This is a genomic window from Gluconobacter sp. OJB (assembly GCF_039638275.1).
Lineage (GTDB): Bacteria > Pseudomonadota > Alphaproteobacteria > Acetobacterales > Acetobacteraceae > Gluconobacter > Gluconobacter cerevisiae.
Genome location: NZ_JBDIWH010000003.1, coordinates 103,066 through 125,442, shown reverse-complemented (window position 1 = coordinate 125,442; position 22,377 = coordinate 103,066). Strand labels below are relative to the sequence as shown.

The window sequence follows — 22,377 nt, the reverse complement described above, 5'->3', positions numbered from 1 at the left end:
TCAGCCTCCGGGATTGACGTTGGGGGACGGGATGGGGGCAAGTCTCTTGGCCTCGCTTTCCTCTTCGTGCTGGGCCACCTGCGTTGCGGCGAGCGAAGACTGGAAAAGGCCGAGACGGTAATTCTGCAGGGCGAGGTAGTTGGCCTGCGCCTGCTCGATAGCCAGCTCACGCATGACCGTTGCGGGCGGCATCTGCTGAAGGTTCTTGTTCCAGGTCACGCCAGAGACACGGCGATTGATCTCAAGGCTCATCGACGTCAGCCACGAGGCCTGATCCGAGACAGTCATGCCCTCGGCCTGCATCTCGGTTTTCTGCACATCGGTCAGGTTGATCGACGGGATCTCTAGCGAGGTGATGAAATTCATCACGTAGCGCGAGAGCGACATGCGGGCGTTGTAGGCGCGACGACGCAACGCAGCCTCGCGTCCGGACGTGGACGTAAGCTGCTCGCCGCGCAGTGCGGCCGGAGCCACAGGCTGGATAAGTGTGGTGCTGTAATCGTTGGCGGCGTCCACACCACCATCAGCCGACAGGGTGTCCTGCCCGAACAGGGAAATGGCTCGTTGGTCCGCATTGGGCAGACGGGAAAGAGCCGAGCAGAGACCGGCTGTGACGTCCTCCTGCGAGCAATACCGCCGCCCGTGCAGCGCCATGCTCGATGCCACACCCTGGCCCTTACCATAGTAAGACGGCGTTCCGGCGTCGGCCTCTCCGCGACTGTCCGTAATCGTCGCAATGGCCCGTGTCGCCGTCCTTGCCGACTGAGACGCGCCCTGGGTGGCCTGCGACCCGTCGATCCCCGTGCAGAACTCGGGGTTCATCATGTGCTCATCGCGGATCGTGGTGTCCTGCTGGCGGCGAGCGAACTCCGCCATGGCTGTATTGGACGCATCCGCGATGCGTTGCTCGGCCGCAACACCTGCCTTCTCGTAGTTACTTAGCTGGGTGAAGCCCTTGTTCAGCATGGAACTGACGGAGTTCGGGTTCGTCAGGCTGTCCATCGAATTATTCAACTGAGAAGTCAGGGTCTTGGTCATCGACGACAGCGCACTGCCCGTAAACTTCTGCAGGGCACTGATGGCCGCGACCACGGCTGCTTCACCAATGAACGCATTCGCAGGCTTCGGCATCGCGATAAGAACGGTCGTGCAGAGGAGCATCGTTGCGATTGTTGGCTTGAGGCGGATCTTCATCAGAATACCCCATCCAACGGTGTGCTTGTGTACCCGGTCGGTAAGCGTGGCTCACCGCGCACGTAGCCATTGGAATCCCCATTCCCGAGACTTCCGGCCGCGAGCTGGGGACCATTGCCGCCAAAATTCAGAGAGGGGCACATCAGGCCATTCCCGCCTGACAGGCCAAGACCGACATTCACACCGTTCAAACTCAGGCCACACTGCTGCGCGGCCCCGACGGTGTTGTTCCACTCACTCTGGGCCGCAGAACAGATCTCTCCTTCGACCTGCCCGACAACATCGTTGATCAGTGCCGCAGGGTTGGCGATGTTTGTCAGAAGATTGAGGCCCGTTCCATTGAAGAACTTGTCCAGGCAGGAGAGGCCACTGACACTTTCAGGCTGCTTCTCATAAGCATTGTTAGCCTTGATGCGCCCGTTTACGGCGTCTGCTGCGGCCTGCGTGAGGGTTGCACAGGCCTGACTGCCCTGTGTTGCGGCAGATGCGCTCAGAGGGACCGACAGAGTAGCGGCCACGAGAAGAAAGGATGTCCGTTTCATGCGGCCGCCCTTTCTGCTTCTGGATCGAGAAGGTCGCGCAGAAGCGCGAGACGATCTTCAGAAAAGACGCGCGCGGACAGCTCTGCCCTTTTCTGACTGTCTGTCCATGCGACCAGTACAGCACGGCTGGAGACCGCAGATGCTACAAGATCCTCTCCGCCGCTGACGGTCGAGACCACTTCGGAAACAAAGGTCCGTCGCTCCTCGCTCGGTAAAGACACAAGGAGATCGGCCAGAGAGGCGATGATCGCCCCGTCCGTGCCGGAAGTGTGTCCATTCCGGACACGGAAATGCTCAAGCAGATTGTGCCGTGCAAGAGCAAGGTTAGGGGCCAGAGAACTCTGCGGGGTGTCCCTGTGCGGTGTTGGATCGTCTGGTGACATGCCTCTCTCCTGGGTAAGTCCCAGCAGAGAAGCAGTTCGATCTGCGACTAACGCTTATTTCTTCAAAATAGTGACGTGTGCGCGCCCGACCTCGATACGCTCGCCGAGCGGGCTGACCGTTGTGGCCAGAACCTTGTTCCATTCCCGACCGCCCTGCCAGTCAACGGCCTCACCTGGATCAACGCCCGCACCGTAGGTGACACGCACACCTGATGGCACGATCTGCCTGATCGCAAACGAGAGTGGCACCTGATGGCCATAGCCGGACGTCATGCGGAAGTGATGAACCACCTTCGGCGGATCCGTCTGCACGGATGGTTCTGCGGGAGGTGCAAGAGAGACCGGTCCCGAAGGGGCTGGCGAAGGAAGGGGCGGGGGGGCGTGACTGATCTCGAAGGCCGCTTCCGTCAGTATTGCTTTGGGCATCGCTGGAGCTGGCTGCACATGGGCGGGGGGCAAGATTATAAACACATGGTCTCTCCTGAAATAACTTAAAATTCTAAATCGCAGATCGACATGCGACTGAGGAGAAATGTTAAATTCGAACTCAGTTGTCAGGGGCGCTCTCGTGGGTATTTTGCAGTATCCGGACCCGAAGTCTGGTGTGTAAGCCTGCCGAGAGAGAGAACTAGCCATGAACAAGAAAACAGAGACGCAGGTAAGTGACGGCCAATCAAGTGATTACCTATTGGAACTAGGAAACCGCTTGAAGGAAGTTCGTGAAGGAAAAGACATGAATGTAATGAGTCTTTGCTTCACAACGGACCTGTCTGTTGGAACCATATCCAATATAGAAAGGGGTAAAAACGCGTCCTATGTTACTCTACACAAGATACTATCGGCACTGAAGATTTCGGCCCAGCAGATCTTGCCGAGAGATGACCACGAAGTCATACCAATAGACGCCGAAACAACATCCGGTGAGATAGAGAAATACCAAGAACTCATTCGTGCTTACGGAAAAGTGGCAGAGCCACTTAAGTCTCTTATAGACACAATGGATCGCCTTAGCAGAAACGAGAATGATTCGGAGCCGAACGCTGCCGAAGCGCCCGCAGACCCCCGTGAGCCCGCCCTTATCGAATTAGGCGACAGAATCCGAGATATTCGTCTTGCACGAAAGCTCACCGTGGCCGATCTCGCACTTGCCAGCAAAAATAATGCTTCAGTAATTCAACTGCTGGAAGTCGGGTTCCGTAATCCGTCAGTAGAGTTTCTAAAGCGAATTGCTGCTGCACTCCAAGTGGAAATGGCTGACCTTTTTCCTGGCCTCCCCGGACAGCACGAAAGCTTCAACGCGTTGCGAGTTCTTGGCCTCTATAGCTGCCTCCAAAGCGCGCGAGAGCAAATTTCGCTCTTTCAGATGCACTTCAATGCGTTCGAGAAAATAAACAAAGCCTCGATAAATTAACGGAAGTTTTTTCATCATCCGGTAAATTATCATTTGAATCGGATTGATTAATACCCGATAGTGAGACATCCGCTATGTCGCTCATCGGGGTTTATGTAATGTTGTTCGCGCCCAGCACCGTCTTCACGTCGTCACCGATTGGCGATCTCGCAGTACGCGCTTTAAGCATTTCAGCCGGAAAGCCGGCGCGGACCTATCACTCTCAGCAGTCGCCTTGGTCTGCTGATAAGACCCGCGACCTTGCAATTCAGATGGCTGACCGTGGTGTAAACGTTGCACACATAGCGGCCGCACTTTTCATAAGCCGCCTGGAAATCGAGGCCATTGCGCGAGAGGAAGGACTTCCTCTCAAGCGCACCGCGCTGAGGAACAGCCCTCGGGCATGGTCTCTTCTCGACATCAGCCGCCTCAGCCGCGCATGGGCCAACGGCGAAGACCTGTCCGCCATAGCAAAGCGCCTCGACCGCACAGTCATGGCAGTTCGCAAAAAGCGCGCTGCGCTCGGTCTGCCTGCACGAGAGCGCTATGCCGAGGTCGTCTGGACTGATGCCGACGTTGCTACTCTGCTCGCACATCGTGAGCGTCGCATTGGGTTGCAGCGCATTGCCAAGCAAATGGGACGCAGTGTCCGCAGCCTGCAACGGAAGCTCGTCAGTCTCCGTCCTGCCGCTGACTCTTTGGCCATTCCCACCGACCCATCCGTCGTTCTGACTTGGGAACAGGCCTCGCGCCTGACGCCAGAAGAGCGTCGTGGCCGCAGATGGCAGGTCCGGAACTCACCAACCGGGCTGGTCATTGGCTTCAGCCGGAATGCCTGCACCACACGCTGGTCCGTCGAAATGCAGCACGAACTGGCCATGCGGCATTTTGCCCACCAGTCCCCTGACGCTGTGGCCGAGGACTTCCTCCTGACCGATCGCACCATTGTCAGTCAGTCCGGATGGCTGCACCTGCCTCGCCGCTCGAAGAAAGACATGCGCAACACGTTCGATCCGGACCTGTATGAGGTCTATCTGAACAAGATGGATTACGTGCGCCGCGAATGCCTCGGCAAGGCCGGATTCTATTTCTGGACCACCCGCCGTAACGGCCGCCGTATCAGCCGCTTGCACCAGCAGACCGCCGTCATGCGCTCGGGCGATTAATCGGCAAGTTTCTCCATTTTTTCAGCTTCAGTCGCAGATCAACGGGTCACGGTGACGATGACACAGTCATCATGAGGTTTGAAATGCCATCCGCAGCCCCGCTGTCGTTCCACGGAGACATCGCGCCATGAGCCGCTCCTCGGGATCCCTGAGCCGACGCCTGACCGATCCTGATTTTCAGGGAAAGATCGTTGAGCGTTCCTTGCAGACGTCCATCGCCCTCGCGGCTGTCGTGGTCGTTCTGGCCGTTCTTCTGGCCCGCGCCTGGTCGTATCATCCACTCCCGAAGTATTTCTTCGTGGATGGGATCAACGCCCCTCGCCCGGCTATCGCGCTGAACAGCCCGATCCTCAGTCAGGAAGATTTCCTGTCATGGGTCATCAAGTGGTCGCTCAAGCCCTACAACATCAATTACCGGGATTATCCGTCGCAGCTTAACGCAGCCGGATCGCATTTCACCATCAATGGCTGGAATACGTTCGCGCAGTCCTTCGTCCAGGACGGCAATCTGGCGAAAATGAAAGAGGCCAAGCTGCTCTGCTACGCGCAGCCGACGCGTGCCGCCACCATTCGCCAGCAAAGCATGGTCAACGGTCATCACCATTACGTCGTGCAGTTCCCGTTCGTTCAGACCTGCGAGAACGTCAATGTGGAAAGCTCCCAGACTCTGATTGCAACCGTGCATGTCGAGCGTGTCGATGACGCTGATCACCCTGACGGCATTGCCATCACCCAGCTTGTGGCCAGCCCGCAGTGAGGATCCGTGCCATGAAAACCCGCTCCTTTTCGTTAGCCCTTCTTGGCCTCATGGGCTTCATGCCCTTTACCGCGCTGGCACAGTCGGCCGCCCCTGGCCCGGAGACCCCACCAGCGTCTCCTCCTCTCTCTGCCGAGCAACAGGATCAGCAGGCCGCCGAAGATGAGGCCATCCCCCTGACGCCGGAGATGATCCGTCGCCTCGGCAACCGTCTCAAGGAGAACCAGAAGGCCCGTGAGGATGTCGCTACGGAAGTCGCGGCTCCGACAAGCCGCCCGGCCATTCGCGTGTCTTTCGCACCCGGCCAGCAGACATCGCTGATTTTCACGACCAAGGGCTATCCTACGGCCGTCTCTTTCGTGGACCGCTCCGGAGCACCCTGGCCGATTGCGTGGAACACGACCAGCACGTCCGCCAATCCGGATGGTCTCAAGAACTGCTCGTCTGACGGGGGCAAAGGGGGTTCCCCTGCCGTGCAGACCACGGGTTTTTACACCTGCGTTCCTTATGCTGGCAGCAACACCATCAACATCGAGCCACTGTCGCTGTCTCCGCGTGGTGGCCTGCTCGTCACGCTCAAAGGCGCCATCAAGCCGATCTCGTTCCTGCTTCTGGCCGGTCGGGGCACCTATGACGACAACCTGACAGTGCGCGTGAACGAAGACGGCCCTAACGCCAAACAGGAAATGGGACCGGAAGCCGCCCCTGGCACGGCAGAGCCCTTCATGAATGCCATGCTGTCGGGGATCGCTCCGGCCTCTGCCGTTCCTCAGAGCGTCGAAGGTCTCTCCCCTGACGACGTGCGGGCGTGGCGGATGGGCAATGAACTCTACATCCGCACGCGCCTGGCGCTCATGACGCCTGCCTGGGACAGTTCTGAGCGCGGTGAAGACGGCTACACCCTCTATGCCTTCCGCCAGACCCCCTACATTCTCCTGTCGGATTCCGGTCGGACCGTGTCCGCGTCTCTCAAGGACATGACACCATGATGCCGAAGCTTCCCAAATTCAAATCCGTCCTGTCGAGCGCGACACGCGGCGGAAACCGCCGCCTGGTCCTGCTCGGCGCCTCGGCCGTTTCGGTTGTCGCTCTGGTGCTTGTCGTCTCACATCATGAGACCAAGCAGATGCCCAAGTCTGACCCGGGTCAGATCGCAGAGATGAACGCTCTGCCCGCTGGAACCAACACCAATCCGGAACAGGATCGTCTGCGTCATCTACAAAACACCGAAACCGCGCAGAAGTCTGAAGGCGCGGGCCAGTCCTTCACGCCGGATCTGGCACCGGCCGTTGCGCGTGCCGACAAGGGCGAAAAGAAAGATGCCGTCCTGTCCTATGACGGCGCGCATGGTCAGCCGCAGGAAGTCGGGTACAGCGCGCCGATTACCCCTCCTGCACCGCCGCCAACGCCGCCGCATATCGATAATGCTCCGCAGGCACCGCTTGTGCAGACCGATCCGGCCTATTCCTCTTCTGGCAATGGCGAAACCTCTCAGGCCGAGCAGCAGGAGCGTGAAAAGCGCCGCGCCCGCTATGTCGCCGAGATCGAGCGGATCGAAGGAGGCCTTCAGGCCCGGCCCCCTGTCTCGGATCTTCAGGAAGCCGTGTTCAAGCCAGAGCAGGACGGCCAGCCTCAGGCCGAGAAGACAATGGCCACGCGTGGGGCAACAGGGGCATCCGCAGCGGCCACGGCCTCACATGATACGACGGCTCCGCCAGCCCTGATTCCGGCCGGTCGCGGGATCTATGCCCATACCGTCACGGCGACGGACAGCGACCTGTCCGGTCAGATCGTGCTTGAGGCCGATAGCGGTCCCATCGCTGGCGACCGCATGATTGCGACTGTCGCAAGGGCACCCGGAAACGAGCAGCTCCTGGTCGTGCAGGTCAACAAGATCATTCATCAGGGCCGCACTCTCGCAACCAACGGCGTGGTGATGGCGCCCGACACCATGAAGCAGGGTGTCGCCTCCAGCGTTGATCCCCTGATTTTCCAGCGGTTTGTCATGCCTGCCGCCGCAGCCTTCGTGCAGGGCCTTGGGCAGGCCATCGAAACCACGTCCAATGTCCAAGGCAGCTACAGCGCCCTGGGCGGCATGAACTATATCCAGCGCCTGAACATGGGTCAGCAGCTCGGTGTCGCCGCAGGAAGTGCCGCCTCGGCCGTCAACAGTGCCCTGACACAGGACACGCCAACACGCGCGCGGATCATCCTCGCCGCCAACGTGAACGTAGGTGTGATGTTCATGGATCCTGTTCTCGACAAGCCCTGATTTTTCGCACTCAGTCGCAGATCGTTCCCCGATCCTTCTGGCAGTCTCAGCCAGAAGGATCTTTTTTATGAGTTCCACAGTTCACCACCTGAACACCGAAGTCACGCCACGCCGGATGGATCCCGTCCCGGCAGCGCCCCCACCGCCTCACCAGCACGACACGGTGTCTGACGGTCCGGACGGGGACACCCCCGAAGCCACGGGCCATGATGACAATCACACGACGGCCCCTGCATCGTCCGGCTCTGCTTCTTTTCTCACGCCCATCATCTCGCGCTACGAGGCACTGACACCCCGCCAGAAACTCTACGGCGGTTCGGGCCTCGGGATCTGCGCCGTTCTCCTCGTGGGGATTCTGGCGACAAGTGGGCACCACCATCGCGCTGTCTCCGCGCCTGGCCAGGAAGTCGGCATCGATCAGTCGGCAGCGCCCGTGGCTCAGGCCCCCGAACCCGCTCCGGTAGCGGCCCCTCCTGCAACCGCCGATCTTGCAGAAATGCAGACCCTCGGCCATCCGAAAGCTGCTGCGAGCCCGCCCGACACTGCGACGTCCCCGAAAGCGCCGCCTGCGGCCGTCGTTGCAACGCCGTCAGCCGCATCGCAGTCTGCGTCAGCCCAGCCTGACGCCCCCCGAACTGAGGCTCCGGCCGTTGTGCCGCCCGCACCGCCTGCCGATCCGGTCAAGACAGCCCAGACCCTTCAGGCCGCGCCCATGGCGACGCAGCAGCAGATCGACGTGCTTCAGCTCGTCACGGCTGAGGCCCGCGTGATTGAACGCGAGCGCGGCGAAGTCGAAGAGCTGCGCCAGTCCCTTGCCGGACAGCGCAAGGCCGAAGAAGACCGGCTGAACGATCTGACGCGGCGCGTCTCTCTGGTCGAAGCCAATCACGCCGTGACAGGTGCCGAGAACTCCGGTGCCGATGAAGCCGCCCAGGCCCATGCCGCCGCCGAAAAGGCACGTGCGGCCCTGAGCGCTGCCATGAACAAGCCTGCGACAGTGGCCGCAACATCTTCAGCCGCCCCACCCGCTCCGGCCGCCGTGGCGGGTCCGGCTCCAAAGCCTGAGTGGGTCCATCACTACCGGATCGTCGCGGCCTCGCCGCAACTCGCCATGATTGAGGACAGTGCGGCCCCAAGCGGGCAGGCCCGCCAGTTCGAGGTGGGTGTTGGCACGGTCATCCCGGGCTACGGCGCGGTCCTGACCATTAGCCAGCAGGGCGCCACCTGGGTTCTGCACACGGCTCATGGCGACCTGAACTGAGGAGGCCAGCATGGAAGGCCTTGTCAATCTCGTCCACGAAATCGCCGTTGGCATGGGCTGGCTCCTGCCAACGGCCTGCTATGCGGCGGCCGTGTCCTGCCTGATCTTCAGCCTGATCGGGATCTACCAGTATTACCACCCGACCATTCAGGCCCTGCAGGACAAGCCCTGGCTGCCCTATCTGTCCCTCGTCCTGTGCGGTGTCTTCGCCTCGTTCAACGTCATCCTCACCAAAAGCACCGCCTCGGCCGGAACGGACGTGCAGGTCACTCTGGGCGACGCTGCCACCAGTTACAGCACGGCCGACAGTCTGATTACCGGCACCGGCCCCAAAGACGCGATCATGGCGATCGTCAAAGACTTTGCCCTGTTCTTTCAGATGTTCGGGGCCTGGACGTGCTTTTTCGCCGTCCTGACCTGGTTTGCCATCCAGAAAGGCCGATCGAACCGCGAGCGCCTTGGTTGCGGCATTCAGTACGTCTTTGGCGTCATGCTCCTCAATCCGGTCAAGGACGCCACCTGGATCCTCTCTTTCTGGCCCTGAAACGGGCGACGAAAAAAAATACCCCTCTCCCGCCTCAGTCGCAGATCACGCGGTCAGAGTCGTCGGCAGAGGGGATTGTCCCTCACAACGGAGAAACAACTCATGACATCCCAGACAGCCCCGTCTTCTTCCCGCGCCCTCACCAAGATCGGCGCAACCGTTGCAACAGCAACCATGCTGCCGATGGTGATGGCTGGCACAGCCCTTGCTGCCGCAGGGGGCACAGCCTCCAGCAACGGTCTTGGCCATCAGATCCAGAACATGGCGCAGGAAGGCACGGACACCATCGGTGTCGGGTCTGCCGCAACCCTTTACGCTCTGGCCATTGTCGCCCTCGTGACGGGTATCGTGCTGTTCTACAAGTCCCAGAAGGAAGAGACGAAGCGCCCTGGCATGGCAATCGCCGGCGTCGTCTGCTTCGTTCTGGCCGGTGTGGCGGCAACGGGTCCGAAGTGGATCAACAACTCTGCAAACACGGCCTCCAACGGGAATGCTGAAATCAGCAATACCGCCAAGAGCTACCAGTTCCAGTAAGCCGACATGACCTCCGATCCGTTCTTCCTCCAGCCTGGTCTCGACCAGGAGATCCGGCCCGGGAAAGACGGGTCGGATGGCGCGTTTACCTGCGCGTGCTGCGGCCTGCCGTCGCCCGGTGCAGGTCTCCCATGGACCGGTCCCTCCTCAGGGGCCGGTCTCAGGGTCTGCCAGGTGTGCAATCTTCTTCAGGACACATCGCGTGCAGCCATCGACGCCGAAGCCATGCTCGTCTGGTGGCCCGAGATGTCTCAGTCGCGCCTGATGTTTCTCGCCCGGACCGCCCATCAGACGCTCCGCCTGATGGCCCGTCAGCAGGGTCAGTCTGACCGCCAGTTCTGGGAAACCATCCTCAAGGCTATCCCGGACCCGTTGCTTGGCACGCAGTTTTCCCCCTCCTTCCGCACGCCCATGACGCTCCTGCGTCTGCTCGAAAGTCGGCGCGCTGAAGCCGAGCACCGGCTGCAATCGGGCTCCATCCGTCAGGTCACAACGGCCATGCGCCTGTGTGGCAGCGCCGATGAAGCCGTCCGACGCAATCTCGATCTGCTCCGCGCAGGCCTTCGTATTCTGCCGACCGGCAGACTGCTCGACGCTGGCGCTGACGTTTATCCGGCCTTTCTCGACAAGGCCCTTGCTCTCACCCCATCCTGACGCGGAGTTTCCAATGTCTGGCTTTTTGACCGAACTGCTTGCCAGCGCGAGCCTCTTCCTTCGTCAGCCCCTCGAATCCTTTTGCGATGTCGAGACCAATCATACGGACGCCGTCCATCAGGACCGGCTCGTGACACTCCGGGGCGAGTATGTCTCTGTCCTGCGCGTCAATGGTCTGCGCACCATGTGCTCGCGTGCAGACGTGGAGGCCGTCGCCGAACAGCAGCGCATCGAACTTCAGGGCCTGCTCGAGGGCACCGGTCATGTGATCGAAGGCTGGTATATCTCCGACCCGGATCAGGCCCGCGTCGCCGTGGATCTGCTGGCACTCAACGGGTGTGAGCAGATTTCGCGCATGATGAATGCCGACTTCCACGACATCATCAATGAGCGCCGCCTGCGGTGGCCTCAGGTGATGCGGTGGGAAGATGCCTGCTACATCCTGTGGACCCGACCCGCCGTGCTGACCCGCGAAGAAAAGAAACAGGTGGCGGCGGAGCGGAAAGATCAGGTCAAGGCCTGGCCAAAAGCGGGGAGCGGTCAGCGCTTCACACTGCGCTCCGAACTCATGGCAGGCCGACATGATGCGTTTGTGGCGCGTGTGCAGGACAGCATGTCAAATCTCGGCATCTCCACAACACTGCTACGGGCCGATGAATCCATCACGCTGGCGCGTGAAACGCTCTACCGAGAGACGGCCGGAAGCGGCTGGAAGCCCACGCTGGTGGGCGACCCTGTCATGCCGCGTCTTCCGGATGACGAAAAACAGAGCAAAAAGACCGAAAACCTGCTCTGGCCGTCCCTGCGCGATCAGATTTTCAACGCGGATGCCGAAAATCAGGGCGGCCAGCTCGTGACGGTCGGTGACTACACCTATGCGCCCGTGGACATGCTTCTCGGCCCCGAGGATCCGCGCCCGTTCTCGGAACTGCTCAACACTCTGGGCCGCAAGCGTCTGCCCTGGCGCAGTTCCATGATCCTCGAAGGCGGTGGCAAAGCCGCGTTCGCTATCAAGGAAACAGGGGCCACCATGCTTGGTATGTTTCCGGGTAACAAAGACATCACGCGGGCTTTTCAGGCCATCAAACGTATGCGCGAGACGGAAAATCATAATTCCGTCCGGATGCGGATGACCGCCAGCACATGGGCACCGGTCGGCGAAGACAAGCTGCTGCGTCGCCGTGCGGCCGATCTGTCCCAGGGCCTCGAAAGCTGGGGCGGCTGCAAGACCACCCGTGTTCCGGGCGACCCGCTTGAGGCCGCCATGGGGTCGGTGCCGGTGCTTTCTCTGGGTTCCACGGCCACCCCGGCTCTTGCGCCTCTGGGGGATGCCATGGGCATGATGCCGTGGATGCGAAGCGCCTCCCCCTTCCCGCAAGGTTCCATCCTCTTTCGCAAGCCCGATGGCGGGATCTGGCCGTTCGATCCGACTGGCGGCGGTGTCCGTGAACATATCGCGGATATTATCGTCGCCCCTCCAGGCAGCGGTAAGACCGTGCTCGGAAACACCATTCTTCTCGGCCTGCTCCTGAGTTCTGCGGCCATGGGCAATAATGGCGTCAAGCTGCCGCTGCTGGCGAAGCTGGACATCGGCCATGCGTCTCTCGGCTTTATCGAAATGGTCCGCAACGCGCTCGGGCCGGATCGTGCCCATGAGGCCATCTTCGTGGAAATGCAGATGGCGCCCGGCTTTGAGGTCAATATCTTCGACCTTCAGGTGGGCCTGGAATATCCGCTGCCGCTTGAAGAGGTCGCCATCGACAACTTCGTGTCGCTCTTGGCCACGCCGCTGGATGGCAACCCGTTCGAGGGCATGGATCAGCTCGTCGGTGACGTGATTGCGGAGGCCTATCGTCAGTGCACGGGTGTTGCCGGCGGCAATCCGAAGCACTACCGCGAGGGCATCGAACCCAGTGTGGATGAGGCCATCCACCACCTCGGCCTCCAGCTCCCGCACCATGCTGCGGCCGAAGGCGATCTCGACAGCGCGGATCCGACCTGGTGGCGTGACGTGGTGACGGCCCTGATCGCTGCGGGCGAGCATCGTCTGGCGGGGATTGCCCAACGTCACGCCGTTCCGGTTCTTCAGGATCTGATTGCCGCGGCCCGCGCGCCGGAGATCTTCAATCGCTATTCCAAGATCATCCTGCCAACACACGAGACGCTCATTGATGCGTTCGAGCGCTATATTATGGCGGCGATTAAGAAATATCCGACGCTCTCCGAGCCGACCCAGCTTGATCTCGGTGATGCCCGGATTATCGTATTGGACCTGGCCCGTGTCGCGCCACAGGGATCAGAGAGTGCAAACCGGCAGACGGCCCTGATGTATATGCTCGGCCGTTACCTGATCGGCCGGAACTTCTTCCTGCATCCGGAATATGCGGATCTGCCGGTCATGCCGGACAATGTGCGGGAGTATCATCGCAGCCGCTTCACCGAGATGAAGGAGACGATCAAGCGCCTCGATTTCGAAGAATGGCATCGTCCCAAGGAGGCCCCGCAGGTTGATAAGCAGGCGATCCGGGACGTTCGTGAAGGCCGCAAGCACAACGTCCAGCTTTCGTTCATCAGCCAGCGCAGCGGCGACTTCAGCGCCGATCTCGTCGGCCAGTCCACGGCCCGCTGGATCCTGAAATGCGGCGACGAGCGCGAGGCCAACGAGATGATCGAGAACTTCAAGCTCACGCCTGCCAGCGCCTATGTGGTCCGCAACCGCCTGCCCGGTCCAGGCCGCAACGGTGCGCCGTTCTTCGTGGTGATGAACGCGGCCGAAGGAAAATACGAGCAGCTTCTGGTCAATGTGCTCGGCCCCATTGAACTCTGGGCCTTCTCCAGCACGCCGAACGATACAGCGCTGCGCTCGCGTCTCTTTGCCCGGATGCCCTCAAGTCGCGCTTTGCGGTGCCTTGCCATCGTGTTTCCAGGCGGGAGTGCGGAAAAGGAACTGGCACGCCGCAAGGCTCTGGCGATGAAAAGCTCGTTTCTTCAGGACGAACAGGCTCAGCAGGGGGTCATGGATGCTCTGGTCGAGGAAATCCTGTCAGGCCAGGGGATTGCTGGGGGATTGTACGAGCGCCTGGAAGCCATGGATGAGCAACAACGGGCGGCGGCTTAGGCCACACCGACAAAAGAAGGGGGCAAGAGCCCCCCTGTTTTCACAATCGGATTTTTGCAGTTTCATAAACTGCACTTTTGTCGCGCTTGCCGACAGCGATCAAAAGCACTCTGATCTCCTGATCATGCACCTGATAAACGCCCCGGATGCCATCATCACGCAGTTTGATTTTATAACAGTTCGGTAAACCGCGTAGCTTGTTCTTTGGAACATGGGGGTTGTGCAGGATCTTGCGAAGTTTTTTTACAAACCGTTCTGCAACGCTATAATCCAGAGCGTACAGTTCATCCCTTACGACTTCCGGGATGTCCAGAGAGTAGATCGTCAAGGCTCACGTTCCTCATAATTTCCCCCGGGTTCTTCAGGCGTTTCTTGACCAGATCAAGAAGAACGGCGTCATCGTCGCTCACGACTTCCTTGCGGATCGGCAGACGGTTGTTTCTGACGACATATTCAAGAACGTCCCGAAACAGGTCAGCAGGCGTCGTTCCGAGTTCCTTGACCTTCCTGAAAGACTCTTCTTTGAAATCGGCTTCGAGCCGCATTCCGAAATGGGCTGTGTTTGCAGTGATCTGGGGCATCGTGTCGGGATCTCTCTTTACTCTGCGGCACTCACTGGCACTCGCGTATCTTCTCTATGGGACCGACTTACTAAAAATATCTGTCAAACATATGTTCAACAAAAGCAACACAAAAAACATCGGGGTAAACAAGACTTATCACTGAGTGGCGATGAACCGCCGTAAAGTTTTTTCTGAAAGTCGCAGATCGACCCGCGATGATCCTTCCAACATCTGGAGGGATCCATGCGACACCACTACCTTCTGACACCCGTTCTTCTGCTGGCCCTCTCGGCCTGCGCCACCAAACCGCCCGAGCCTGTCGCGACAACAGGCATGGCCAATCCCGAGCTTGCGCTGCAACGCGCCATTGCCACGACCGACGCGGATCTGGCCCAGCTCGGCACGTTGCGCCCTACCCCGCCGCCCATGACGCCGGATCCCGGCCTTCCGGCTGACCTCAAGCGACAGGTCTGGTTTGTCTGGCAAGGCCCGCTTGAGCCTGCGGTGCGCAAACTCGGCAAGGACATCGGCTACAGCGTGACCGCGTTCGGCCCGCATCGGAAGGTGATTGTCCAGATCAATGCCGTGGCCCCGGTGATTGACCACCTGCGCACGCTCGGCGAGCAGGCGGGAGAACAGGCCACCGTCTCTGTCGATCCCCTCTCCCACGCAATCTCGGTGACGTACCATGGCTGATCGCGCCTTGCTTTGCGGCCTCGCAACGGCCGCCCTTCTCGCATTCCCCTCCCTCGCAGGTGCGGCCGACAACGGCACCATCATGCCGTCCACCAGCTCTCTTCCTCCGCCAGCCCGGAGCGGAACGCTCGTTTCCATGCCAAACCCGCCTGAACCAGGCGCGGATCAGGTCAACGCCAATGATGAGGCCCTGGGCAATCCGGCCAACACCCCGGTCACGGGCGCGCTTCAGCTCGACCGCATCACAGGCGGCGAGGCCCCGCCGTCTCTCGAAGCCTTGCAGGACGCGCGGCCGAACGATGAAGCCGGCGACGATCTCAAGCCGGGCCGACGCGAGCAGATCCGTCAGGCCGCGCTGACCTACGGCGCACAGGGCGGACAGGCAGCGCGCTCTTTCGCCATCAATGAAATGCTGCGCCATAACGAACCGATCCTCGACACGACCTTTGATTTCCGTCCCTTCGTCCTGCCGGTCGGTGATGGCCAGACGCTGATGCAGCCCCCGATCGTCAGTCAGGCGCAGATGGCCTTCGCCCTGAACGACACCGGCACCATCGCCCATGAAAGCCGCTGTGTCTTCGAGATTACCCGCGAGGCGCAGCTCACCTCTGCCGCACCGAACTGGCGCACCTATCTGGTCCGCTTCTGGAACAAGCCACGTCATCCGGCCTCATCCGCTTTGCCACACACCGACAAGGAAGTGCGGCACTGGAACGACTGGGTGGCTGAAGGCTGGGCCTCCGGAGAAAAGGTGGCTGATGAGATCTACCTGTCCGATCTCTCCCGACTTCAGCGCGACATCACGGGCATGGCCCGCTACCGCGTCCTTCTCCGGGCCGGTCGTGTCGAAGAGCCACGCGTGGTCTTCGAGAACCGTCAGGCCGTGGGCGGCGGCGACAGTCTGCATCTTGGCGACCGCGTGATCCGCATCACCGGGCAGCCCGGTCTTCAGGCCCGCACCCGCGTTGCCTATCCGGAGGACTGCCGATGAGCGCCGTCCTCAAACTGCGCGACACCGAAACCTGGGCGCACGAACGGGCGAAGCGCGAATATCCGTGGGTTGCTGAAGCCCGGAAACATGCGCCCGGTCTCGATGACTTCCTGAAATGGGCGCATGGCCTCGGCGCGTCGCGGATTGACCTGTTGACCGGTCATCGCGCCACGCTGACGGTTCATGGCCGCAACCGCTACGCCACCATGGACCCCACGACATCGCTGGATCTCAAGCAGATCGTGGATCACGTCTATGGCGCGGACGGCTCGGCGCGTGTCCTGATCAGCCTTCAGCTCGATACGGCCTATAGCGTCACGCTCAACCGCCGTGAGTCCCTGCGCTTTCGGATCAACATCTTTCCCGTGCAGACCATGCGCGGCCCAGGCATGAATCTGGTCTTTCGGCCCATCCCGACCCTGCCAGCCAGTCTGGATGAGCAGCGGGTCGAGCAGGAGATCCGCGACACCAACCTGCTCAGAAGCGGCATGGTGCTCACGGGAGGATCGACGGGATCGGGCAAAACCACGCTACAGTTCGGGCTGATCCATGATCGGCTGATGGATCCGACCGTCTCGTGCAACATTTCCACAGGCGAGCAGCCAATCGAGTTCCTTTTCGACAGCCTCAAGCCGCCGAATGGCAACCGGATTACCCAGACCGAGATCCGCCCGCCCAATCTGACACCGCCCCTGTTTGTCGAGGGCTCCATGCGCCGTGAAAACTCGGATCTGGTCCTTGGCGAATGTCGTGACGGCCCCACTATGGAAGCGGCCATCAACTGCGCCATTACGGGCGGGAAGCTCTCGACCACCATTCATGCCGATAACGGCCCGCTCATGATCCAGCGTGCCATTGCGCTGTGCCCACGGGCCGAACGCGACAACCTCGTGAGCGCGCTGGCGCAGTCCCTGCGCTTCGTCATCAACCAGCGTCTTCTGGAGCGGGTCGGCGGGGGCCGTGTGGCCGTGCGCGAGTACCTGACCTTTCATCAGGATCTGCGCCGTCAGCTCATGCGAACCGAAAGCGAGCTTTGGCCCGACCTCGTGGCGCAGGCCATCGAGAGCGACGGTCAGAGCTATGCCGTCGCTATCCGCAAAGCCCTGGAAGAGGGGCTGATTACTGAAAAGACGGCCAACGATGCCTGGAGGAGAGACGCCTGATGTGGCGCGCAACCGCACAACCTGTCCGTCTGGCCATCCTTGATGGCCGGGCCTGTCTCCCGCTCCTTGTGACCGTCACGTACTGGAGCTGGACGACGCTGTATATCGGCGTTCTGGGCACTGCCCTGTTTGCAACGATCAGCTTCTTTGGTCTGACGCTGCCGGCTGCCCTCAGAACCGTCCGTCGCCTCATCACCGGCCCCGTCCGGTCCGGGCGGCCGACCTGGAAGCGGAGGCGCTACGGATGACACCGTCTCCTGCCGTCACGCTCCTGTCGGACGTTCTGGTCCGGGCCATCGACCGCAAGGGCCTCAGCGTCATTCTGAGCGATGCCACCAACTCAACCCCCTGTGCCAGTACGGTCGCGGCGTCCAGCAGCGGCTTCCTGCCTGCGTTCCTGATTACTGCCGAGGCGCTGTGGTTTGAAATGACGCGGCACGGCTTCGGGCTAAAGCTGGCGGACGATCCTGAAGCCGCTCTTGGCGTGACCGTCCTCGACCATGACGCGCAGTCAGCCGTCACGGTCCTGCTCTGCCTGCTCGATGTGCTGGACGCGCTCCCGGTTCAGAACGGGCAGATCAACCTGTGCGATCTGAACGGCCTCTGGCAGGCGAGCATGGCGCGTCTTCAGCCAGTCTCCGTCCAGAAGGAGCAAGCCGCATGAAAACCCGAGTTTTCTTTCCGTTGGCCCTCGCGGCCCTCATGGCAGCCCCAGCTGCCTCGGCCGAGGACGATGGCGGACGCCAGATCGCAGCCTGCCTCAAAGAGTCAGCCCATAACGCGCATGTGCCAGCAGGCGTCATGCTGGTCCTGCTCTATGTCGAAGGCGGTCATCCCGGACAGGCCGTACAGAATACGAACGGGACGTCCGATCTTGGCCCCATGCAGGTCAATACGATCCACGTCCCCGAGATTGCGCGGCACTGGCACACTACCCCGTCCCGCGCCTACGCGGCCTTGCGGAATAACTCCTGCGCCAATCTTGAAGCGGGTGGCTGGATCCTCGGGCAGGAAATGACCAAGGCCCGGGGTGATCTCTGGCAGGCCGTCGCGGGCTATCACTCCCACACGCCCCGCTTTGGCACGGCCTATCTGAAGCGCTTTTACGAGATTTCCCAGACCCTGATCCGAACCAGCCATCAAGGAGACCCGGCATGAGTGGCACAGCTTCGCGGTCCTCAGGCTCGCGCTCGTCAGGAGAACTCACCCTGATGCTGGCCGGTGTTGCGCTGCTCGGCAGCGTTGTCCTGGCCTATATGGTCTGGTCAACCTTCCACACAGAGATCAGCCGTTTTTACTGCAAGGGCCTGATCTGGCAGATCGGCATCCTGTCGCCTACGCCTGACCTTGCGCGTCTGAACCTCCAGCTTCACCAAGCCCTGCACCATCCGGCGTCCATTCGCCTGATCCAGCTCTATTACGGCCTGTCCATCGTCGGTCTGCAGCTCCGGTGGGTTGCAGTCCTGGTCGGGGGGATCTGCGCAGGTCTGTGTCTCTTCTTCGGGGAGAACAAGGCGCTGCGGGCTGTCCTCGATCTCGAAGGCCTGATTGCCGTGCAGGCAAAAATGTTTCCGACCCTGCGCGGGTTCGCCAAGCGCCGCATCACCCGGCTTGTTGCGCCGTCCACCGGGGCACCTCTTCCGGCCGACCCGGCCCTGACGGCTGACGAATGGCGCAGCCGCTTTGCCACGGCCGCCGATGGCAGTTTCAGTGAGGTCTGCGCGCAGGAAGCGTTCGAGCGTCAGCTTGGCCCGCACTACACAACGGCCGGACCCATCGCGACCCCACCTGCGGCCCAGGTGCTCTTTGCGGCCTTTGCGCTGCACAAACTCAAGCGTCGCGATGAGGCCATGACCTTGCTCGGTCAACTGTCAGAAGGTCTGGCAGACGCAGGCCTTGATGGGGATACCGGCCCGAAGGTCAGCCTGAAGGTGCCCGCAGAGGTCCTGAAGAACGCGCAGGACTTCCTTGCAGATCCCGATGTGCAGGCCACGATCGCGCAGAGCTGTGACCGTCACGGCTGGACCACGACCGCGCTTATGACGCTTCTGTGCGATGCCCGCTTTGAGGCTGGTGTGCTGGCGCCGCCCGCCTTCGCCATCGTCAAGCTGATCGACCGGCCGCTTTGGTATGCCCTGCACTCTCTGGGCTACCCCAGTGAAAACCCGAACGAAGACGTGCATCCCAATCCCCGGATCGAAGCCGCTGGCGCCCGTGCCCACTGGTCCGAGGAACAGCGTCTGCGTCGCCCCCTCTACATCCCGGTGCTTGATCGCGCCCTCTCCACGCTCCGCTCCACTTGGAAGACAGTTTCATGACCCGCATCATTCTCCAGCACGGCCAGAACGCTCCCCTCACGCTCGACATCGAAGAGGGAAACACAGCCCCGATCCATCTCCATTTTCCGCAAGCCCTGCCGCTCGCGGCCGCTCAGGCCGAGATCGCCCCGGCTGGAACTCAGGCCGTCGCACCGGGCCGGATCCGCCGCTTCCTGCCGGTTGCCGCAACAGCCGTCGTCTGTGCCGGTCTGTTATATACTTTTGGCGGCCTGCACGCGTCGGCTCCCACCATGCCGGAATCCGCGCCTCTTCCGCCGTTGCCCTCCAGCGGCCCGCTGGAGACTCAGCCGCAAGCTGCGGCACCCACGGCACCACAGCAGATCCTAAAGGCGCTGCATCAGCCCGCCCATCTGGAAATGCCGCCGCCAGCACCCGCGCCGGCACAGGCCGGTTCGCCATTTGGGCTGGAGAACTGAGACCATGACGGCCCGAAAGATTGGTGCCCCCCTTGGGCATCAGCAGGTCGAGCGGGGGAAGACATATCGCGATACCCGCCCGTTCTGGACGAAAACGAAGGAAGAGCTGCGTTCCCCTCTGGCCGGATGGCTTGGCTTCGTCGGGGTCGGCCTGGGCTGGTTCGTGCCCGCTATAGATGGCGCGCTGATCCTCGCGGCCCCGGCCGTCGCGGCCTGGGTGGTCCTCCGTCCTGAGCGTCTTCCGCTTCACATGCCACGCTATAGCGGGCTGAAGGATGCGAACGATTTGAACCCCAAGGATCGCAAGGCCCGTCAGGCCAACGGCATTCTCTATCTCGGCACGGAAGCCCGGACCCGCCGCCAGCTCTGGATGTCCTCGGACGCGGCCCGGCAACACGCGGCCATTCCGGGCACCACCGGATCCGGCAAGACCACGGCCATTGTCTCCCTGATGACGAACGCCCTGGCCCATGGCTCCGGCTGCATCCTCGTGGACGCCAAAGGCGACAACACGGTCTATGGCGATGTGCTGGCCCTCGCACGGCGGTTTGGGCTCGATGACCAGGTGCTGGCGCTGAACTTCCTCGCCGCTTCCGGCACACGGGATTCCAACACCTTCAATCCGTTTGCCACCGGAAATGCGGACGCCATCCGCGAAATGCTGGTCAGCCAGCTCGGCGAACAGTCGGCCAATGATTCCAATGGCGTCTTCCGCGACCGCGCTGTCGGCCTCATCGGCACAGTGGTTCCGGCCCTCGTCTGGATGCGCGACACGCACGGCATCCCCATCAATATCGACGCCATCCGCTATGCGACCGACCTGCGCTGGATCGGCACCCTCGCCCGGCACAAGGTTTTCCTCATTCGCAATCCCGGCTCCAATCAGGCCATCGAGCGCAGGGTCGAGGATATTCCGGACGATGTGCTCTGGCCGCTTCAGGCCTATCTTGGCGAGCTGCCCGGTTATGACTCTTCTCTGGAGTGGAACGCCCAGAAGGAAAACAAGCCGTCCGAGCAGCACGGCTATGCCAAGATGTATTTCTCGCGCGTCTTCACACAGCTTGGCGTGAGCTTGGGGCATATCTTCAGTGCCGAGACGGCCGACATCATCATGCGCGACGTGGTCCTGAACCGCCGCATCCTGATCGTCATCCTGCCATCGCTGGAAAACTCGTCAGACAGTCTGGCGGGCCTGGGCAAGATCGTCGTGGCCTCGCTGCGCGGTGTCATGGCCCAGCTCCTCGGGGCAAAGCTGCATGGCTCTGCCAGCGAAGTGTTCAAGCTGAAGGCCGGAGCTGGTGATGCGCCATTCCAGATCTTCTTTGACGAGCTGGCCGCCTATGTCACGGACGGCATGGACCGGATGCTCGCGATGGGCCGTGGCCTGAACTGCATGTTCTGGATCTCGTTTCAGGATCTGCCCGGCCTGACAGCCCGGATTGGCGAAAAGGCCTTCTCGCTTCTTGGCAATGCGAACCTCACCCATGCGCTGCGGCTTCAGGATGCCATGAAGACGCGCGAATGGCTGGAACAGCAGGCCGACAAGGTCGAGGTGACACAGGCAACCCGCGTGGAGAATGATGGCTACGGCTATTACAACGGCTCAGGCGCTGAGGTCCGCGAAGTCTCCCGCCTGCCCTGGAATGATCTGCAAAGTCTGATTGAGGGTGAGGCCGTGACGATGTTCGGCGGCCGCGTCATTCATTCCAAGACGTTCTTTGCCGACATCAATGGACGCTCCGGCGAAGTCCGCCGCGCCCGTCCGGTCATGCTCCCATCTCCCAAGTCCGGACACGGTGTGGATCCGGACGCCGAGACATGGGGCATTGTCGAAACGCTGGAAAACGGCGACTTCCAGATCGAGACGGCCAGCTCGGATCTCCCGCCAGAGGTCAAGGTCCTGATCGGCAGGATTGCGAATGAGAACCACCGGGACAGCAAGGCCCTCATGGGCGATGTGAGCACGCACCTGACGGAAATCGCGTCTTACCTGCGGACGGCGACGACACAGGGACAGGCGGACGGAAGCACGCCGTTTGCCGGGATGCTGGCCTGGGGCCGCTTCCATCGCGACGACAACAAGGATGAAAGCCTTGTGCCTGCGCAGCCCATGGATGGGGCCTTTTTGGGGAAGATTGAACAACTGGAGCGCCTGGTCGGGAGCAGGACGGGGCGGACGCCTCGTCGTCGTGCTGTGCTGGTTCTGGCGACACGCGATCAGCTCAGAGCCCTTCCAGCCAATACGTCCGGAGCGAAAGGGGAAAGCGAAAAAGAGATCCTCACCGCGTTCCGAAGAGTGGGCGAGAGGCTTCAGGCCTGAAAGATTACGCCACGATACCCTCAATGGCCGTCCAGGGATGGCCATTGAGTTTCGGTGCGGACGGCTAGAAAACA

25 protein-coding genes are annotated in these 22,377 nt (G+C 61.2%); 19 read left to right on the top strand and 6 right to left on the bottom strand.

Features of this window, described 5'->3' with window-relative positions; translation table 11 throughout:
- From ABDK74_RS14705 to ABDK74_RS14690, 4 genes are read right to left on the bottom strand one after another with little or no spacing between them, the layout of a single operon-like run.
- The gene (locus ABDK74_RS14705) at window positions 1-1,194 is read right to left on the bottom strand and encodes a hypothetical protein (RefSeq protein ID WP_346004426.1); all 1,194 of its coding nucleotides are present in this window, start codon (window positions 1,192-1,194) and stop codon (window positions 1-3) included.
- The gene (locus ABDK74_RS14700; RefSeq protein WP_346004425.1) at window positions 1,194-1,736 is read right to left on the bottom strand and encodes a hypothetical protein; all 543 of its coding nucleotides are present in this window, start codon (window positions 1,734-1,736) and stop codon (window positions 1,194-1,196) included. Before ABDK74_RS14700 ends, ABDK74_RS14705 begins: the two co-directional genes overlap by 1 nt.
- Window positions 1,733-2,119, bottom strand: a complete 387-nt coding sequence (locus tag ABDK74_RS14695; RefSeq protein WP_346004424.1) for a hypothetical protein — start codon at window positions 2,117-2,119, stop codon at window positions 1,733-1,735. Before ABDK74_RS14695 ends, ABDK74_RS14700 begins: the two co-directional genes overlap by 4 nt.
- Window positions 2,120-2,173: 54 nt before the next feature.
- Window positions 2,174-2,545, bottom strand: coding sequence for a hypothetical protein (locus tag ABDK74_RS14690; protein ID WP_228124329.1), 372 nt, complete (start codon window positions 2,543-2,545; stop codon window positions 2,174-2,176).
- Between the two features lie 208 nt (window positions 2,546-2,753).
- Between ABDK74_RS14690 and ABDK74_RS14685 the strand changes: the two genes are divergently transcribed.
- The 10 genes from ABDK74_RS14685 (at window position 2,754) to ABDK74_RS14640 (ending at window position 13,815) form a co-directional block, all read left to right on the top strand.
- Window positions 2,754-3,530 carry a helix-turn-helix domain-containing protein gene (locus ABDK74_RS14685; RefSeq protein ID WP_063905465.1) on the top strand — a complete coding sequence of 259 codons (777 nt, stop codon included), beginning with the start codon at window positions 2,754-2,756 and terminating at the stop codon, window positions 3,528-3,530.
- A gap of 98 nt (window positions 3,531-3,628) precedes the next feature.
- The gene (locus tag ABDK74_RS14680; RefSeq protein WP_346004423.1) at window positions 3,629-4,675 is read left to right on the top strand and encodes a hypothetical protein; all 1,047 of its coding nucleotides are present in this window, start codon (window positions 3,629-3,631) and stop codon (window positions 4,673-4,675) included.
- A 127-nt stretch (window positions 4,676-4,802) separates the two neighbouring features.
- Window positions 4,803-5,432, top strand: a complete 630-nt coding sequence (locus tag ABDK74_RS14675) for a DotI/IcmL/TraM family protein (RefSeq protein WP_062028298.1) — start codon at window positions 4,803-4,805, stop codon at window positions 5,430-5,432.
- Between the two features lie 11 nt (window positions 5,433-5,443).
- Complete coding sequence (locus ABDK74_RS14670; RefSeq protein ID WP_061500999.1) at window positions 5,444-6,421, top strand: DotH/IcmK family type IV secretion protein; 978 nt, start codon at window positions 5,444-5,446, stop codon at window positions 6,419-6,421.
- Complete coding sequence (locus ABDK74_RS14665) at window positions 6,418-7,704, top strand: type IV secretion protein DotG (protein ID WP_346004422.1); 1,287 nt, start codon at window positions 6,418-6,420, stop codon at window positions 7,702-7,704. The genes ABDK74_RS14670 and ABDK74_RS14665 overlap by 4 nt, the downstream gene beginning before the upstream one ends.
- 67 nt (window positions 7,705-7,771) lie before the next feature.
- Entirely contained in the window at window positions 7,772-8,965 is a 1,194-nt protein-coding gene (locus tag ABDK74_RS14660; RefSeq protein WP_346004421.1) for a hypothetical protein, read from the top strand.
- A 10-nt stretch (window positions 8,966-8,975) separates the two neighbouring features.
- Entirely contained in the window at window positions 8,976-9,509 is a 534-nt protein-coding gene (locus tag ABDK74_RS14655; RefSeq protein WP_064273044.1) for a hypothetical protein, read from the top strand.
- A 102-nt stretch (window positions 9,510-9,611) separates the two neighbouring features.
- Window positions 9,612-10,043, top strand: coding sequence for a hypothetical protein (locus ABDK74_RS14650; protein ID WP_099213461.1), 432 nt, complete (start codon window positions 9,612-9,614; stop codon window positions 10,041-10,043).
- Window positions 10,044-10,217: 174 nt separating this feature from the next.
- Complete coding sequence (locus tag ABDK74_RS14645; RefSeq protein ID WP_215751742.1) at window positions 10,218-10,697, top strand: hypothetical protein; 480 nt, start codon at window positions 10,218-10,220, stop codon at window positions 10,695-10,697.
- Window positions 10,698-10,710: 13 nt separating this feature from the next.
- Entirely contained in the window at window positions 10,711-13,815 is a 3,105-nt protein-coding gene (locus ABDK74_RS14640; RefSeq protein ID WP_346004420.1) for an ATP-binding protein, read from the top strand.
- Window positions 13,816-13,855: 40 nt separating this feature from the next.
- On the opposite strand, the gene ABDK74_RS14635 is transcribed toward ABDK74_RS14640, so the two are convergent.
- Window positions 13,856-14,143 carry a type II toxin-antitoxin system RelE family toxin gene (locus ABDK74_RS14635; RefSeq protein ID WP_408874443.1) on the bottom strand — a complete coding sequence of 96 codons (288 nt, stop codon included), beginning with the start codon at window positions 14,141-14,143 and terminating at the stop codon, window positions 13,856-13,858.
- Window positions 14,100-14,396: a type II toxin-antitoxin system RelB/DinJ family antitoxin gene (locus ABDK74_RS14630; RefSeq protein ID WP_077804200.1), complete on the bottom strand. Its 297-nt coding sequence runs from the start codon at window positions 14,394-14,396 to the stop codon at window positions 14,100-14,102. The genes ABDK74_RS14635 and ABDK74_RS14630 overlap by 44 nt, the downstream gene beginning before the upstream one ends.
- Window positions 14,397-14,621: 225 nt before the next feature.
- Here ABDK74_RS14630 and ABDK74_RS14625 point away from each other — a divergent pair, with 225 nt between their 5' ends.
- The 9 genes from ABDK74_RS14625 to ABDK74_RS14585 are packed head-to-tail and all read left to right on the top strand — an operon-like array spanning window position 14,622 to window position 22,303.
- Window positions 14,622-15,074 carry a DotD/TraH family lipoprotein gene (locus tag ABDK74_RS14625; RefSeq protein ID WP_346004419.1) on the top strand — a complete coding sequence of 151 codons (453 nt, stop codon included), beginning with the start codon at window positions 14,622-14,624 and terminating at the stop codon, window positions 15,072-15,074.
- A complete protein-coding gene (locus ABDK74_RS14620) occupies window positions 15,067-16,065 on the top strand; it encodes a type IV secretory system conjugative DNA transfer family protein (protein ID WP_346004418.1) in 999 nt (332 codons plus the stop codon). Before ABDK74_RS14625 ends, ABDK74_RS14620 begins: the two co-directional genes overlap by 8 nt.
- Entirely contained in the window at window positions 16,062-17,228 is a 1,167-nt protein-coding gene (locus ABDK74_RS14615; protein ID WP_346004417.1) for an ATPase, T2SS/T4P/T4SS family, read from the top strand. The genes ABDK74_RS14620 and ABDK74_RS14615 overlap by 4 nt, the downstream gene beginning before the upstream one ends.
- A complete protein-coding gene (gene icmT / locus ABDK74_RS14610) occupies window positions 17,228-17,476 on the top strand; it encodes an IcmT/TraK family protein (protein WP_064273037.1) in 249 nt (82 codons plus the stop codon). The genes ABDK74_RS14615 and icmT overlap by 1 nt, the downstream gene beginning before the upstream one ends.
- On the top strand, window positions 17,473-17,892 hold the full coding sequence (locus ABDK74_RS14605) for a hypothetical protein (protein ID WP_346004416.1): 420 nt from the start codon (window positions 17,473-17,475) through the stop codon (window positions 17,890-17,892). Before icmT ends, ABDK74_RS14605 begins: the two co-directional genes overlap by 4 nt.
- On the top strand, window positions 17,889-18,386 hold the full coding sequence (locus ABDK74_RS14600) for a lytic transglycosylase domain-containing protein (RefSeq protein ID WP_346004415.1): 498 nt from the start codon (window positions 17,889-17,891) through the stop codon (window positions 18,384-18,386). The genes ABDK74_RS14605 and ABDK74_RS14600 overlap by 4 nt, the downstream gene beginning before the upstream one ends.
- Window positions 18,383-19,546, top strand: a complete 1,164-nt coding sequence (locus ABDK74_RS14595) for a hypothetical protein (protein ID WP_346004414.1) — start codon at window positions 18,383-18,385, stop codon at window positions 19,544-19,546. Before ABDK74_RS14600 ends, ABDK74_RS14595 begins: the two co-directional genes overlap by 4 nt.
- On the top strand, window positions 19,543-19,983 hold the full coding sequence (locus tag ABDK74_RS14590) for a hypothetical protein (RefSeq protein WP_346004413.1): 441 nt from the start codon (window positions 19,543-19,545) through the stop codon (window positions 19,981-19,983). The genes ABDK74_RS14595 and ABDK74_RS14590 overlap by 4 nt, the downstream gene beginning before the upstream one ends.
- A gap of 4 nt (window positions 19,984-19,987) precedes the next feature.
- Window positions 19,988-22,303, top strand: a complete 2,316-nt coding sequence (locus tag ABDK74_RS14585; RefSeq protein ID WP_346004412.1) for a type IV secretion system DNA-binding domain-containing protein — start codon at window positions 19,988-19,990, stop codon at window positions 22,301-22,303.
- The last annotated feature ends 74 nt before the right edge of the window (window positions 22,304-22,377 follow it).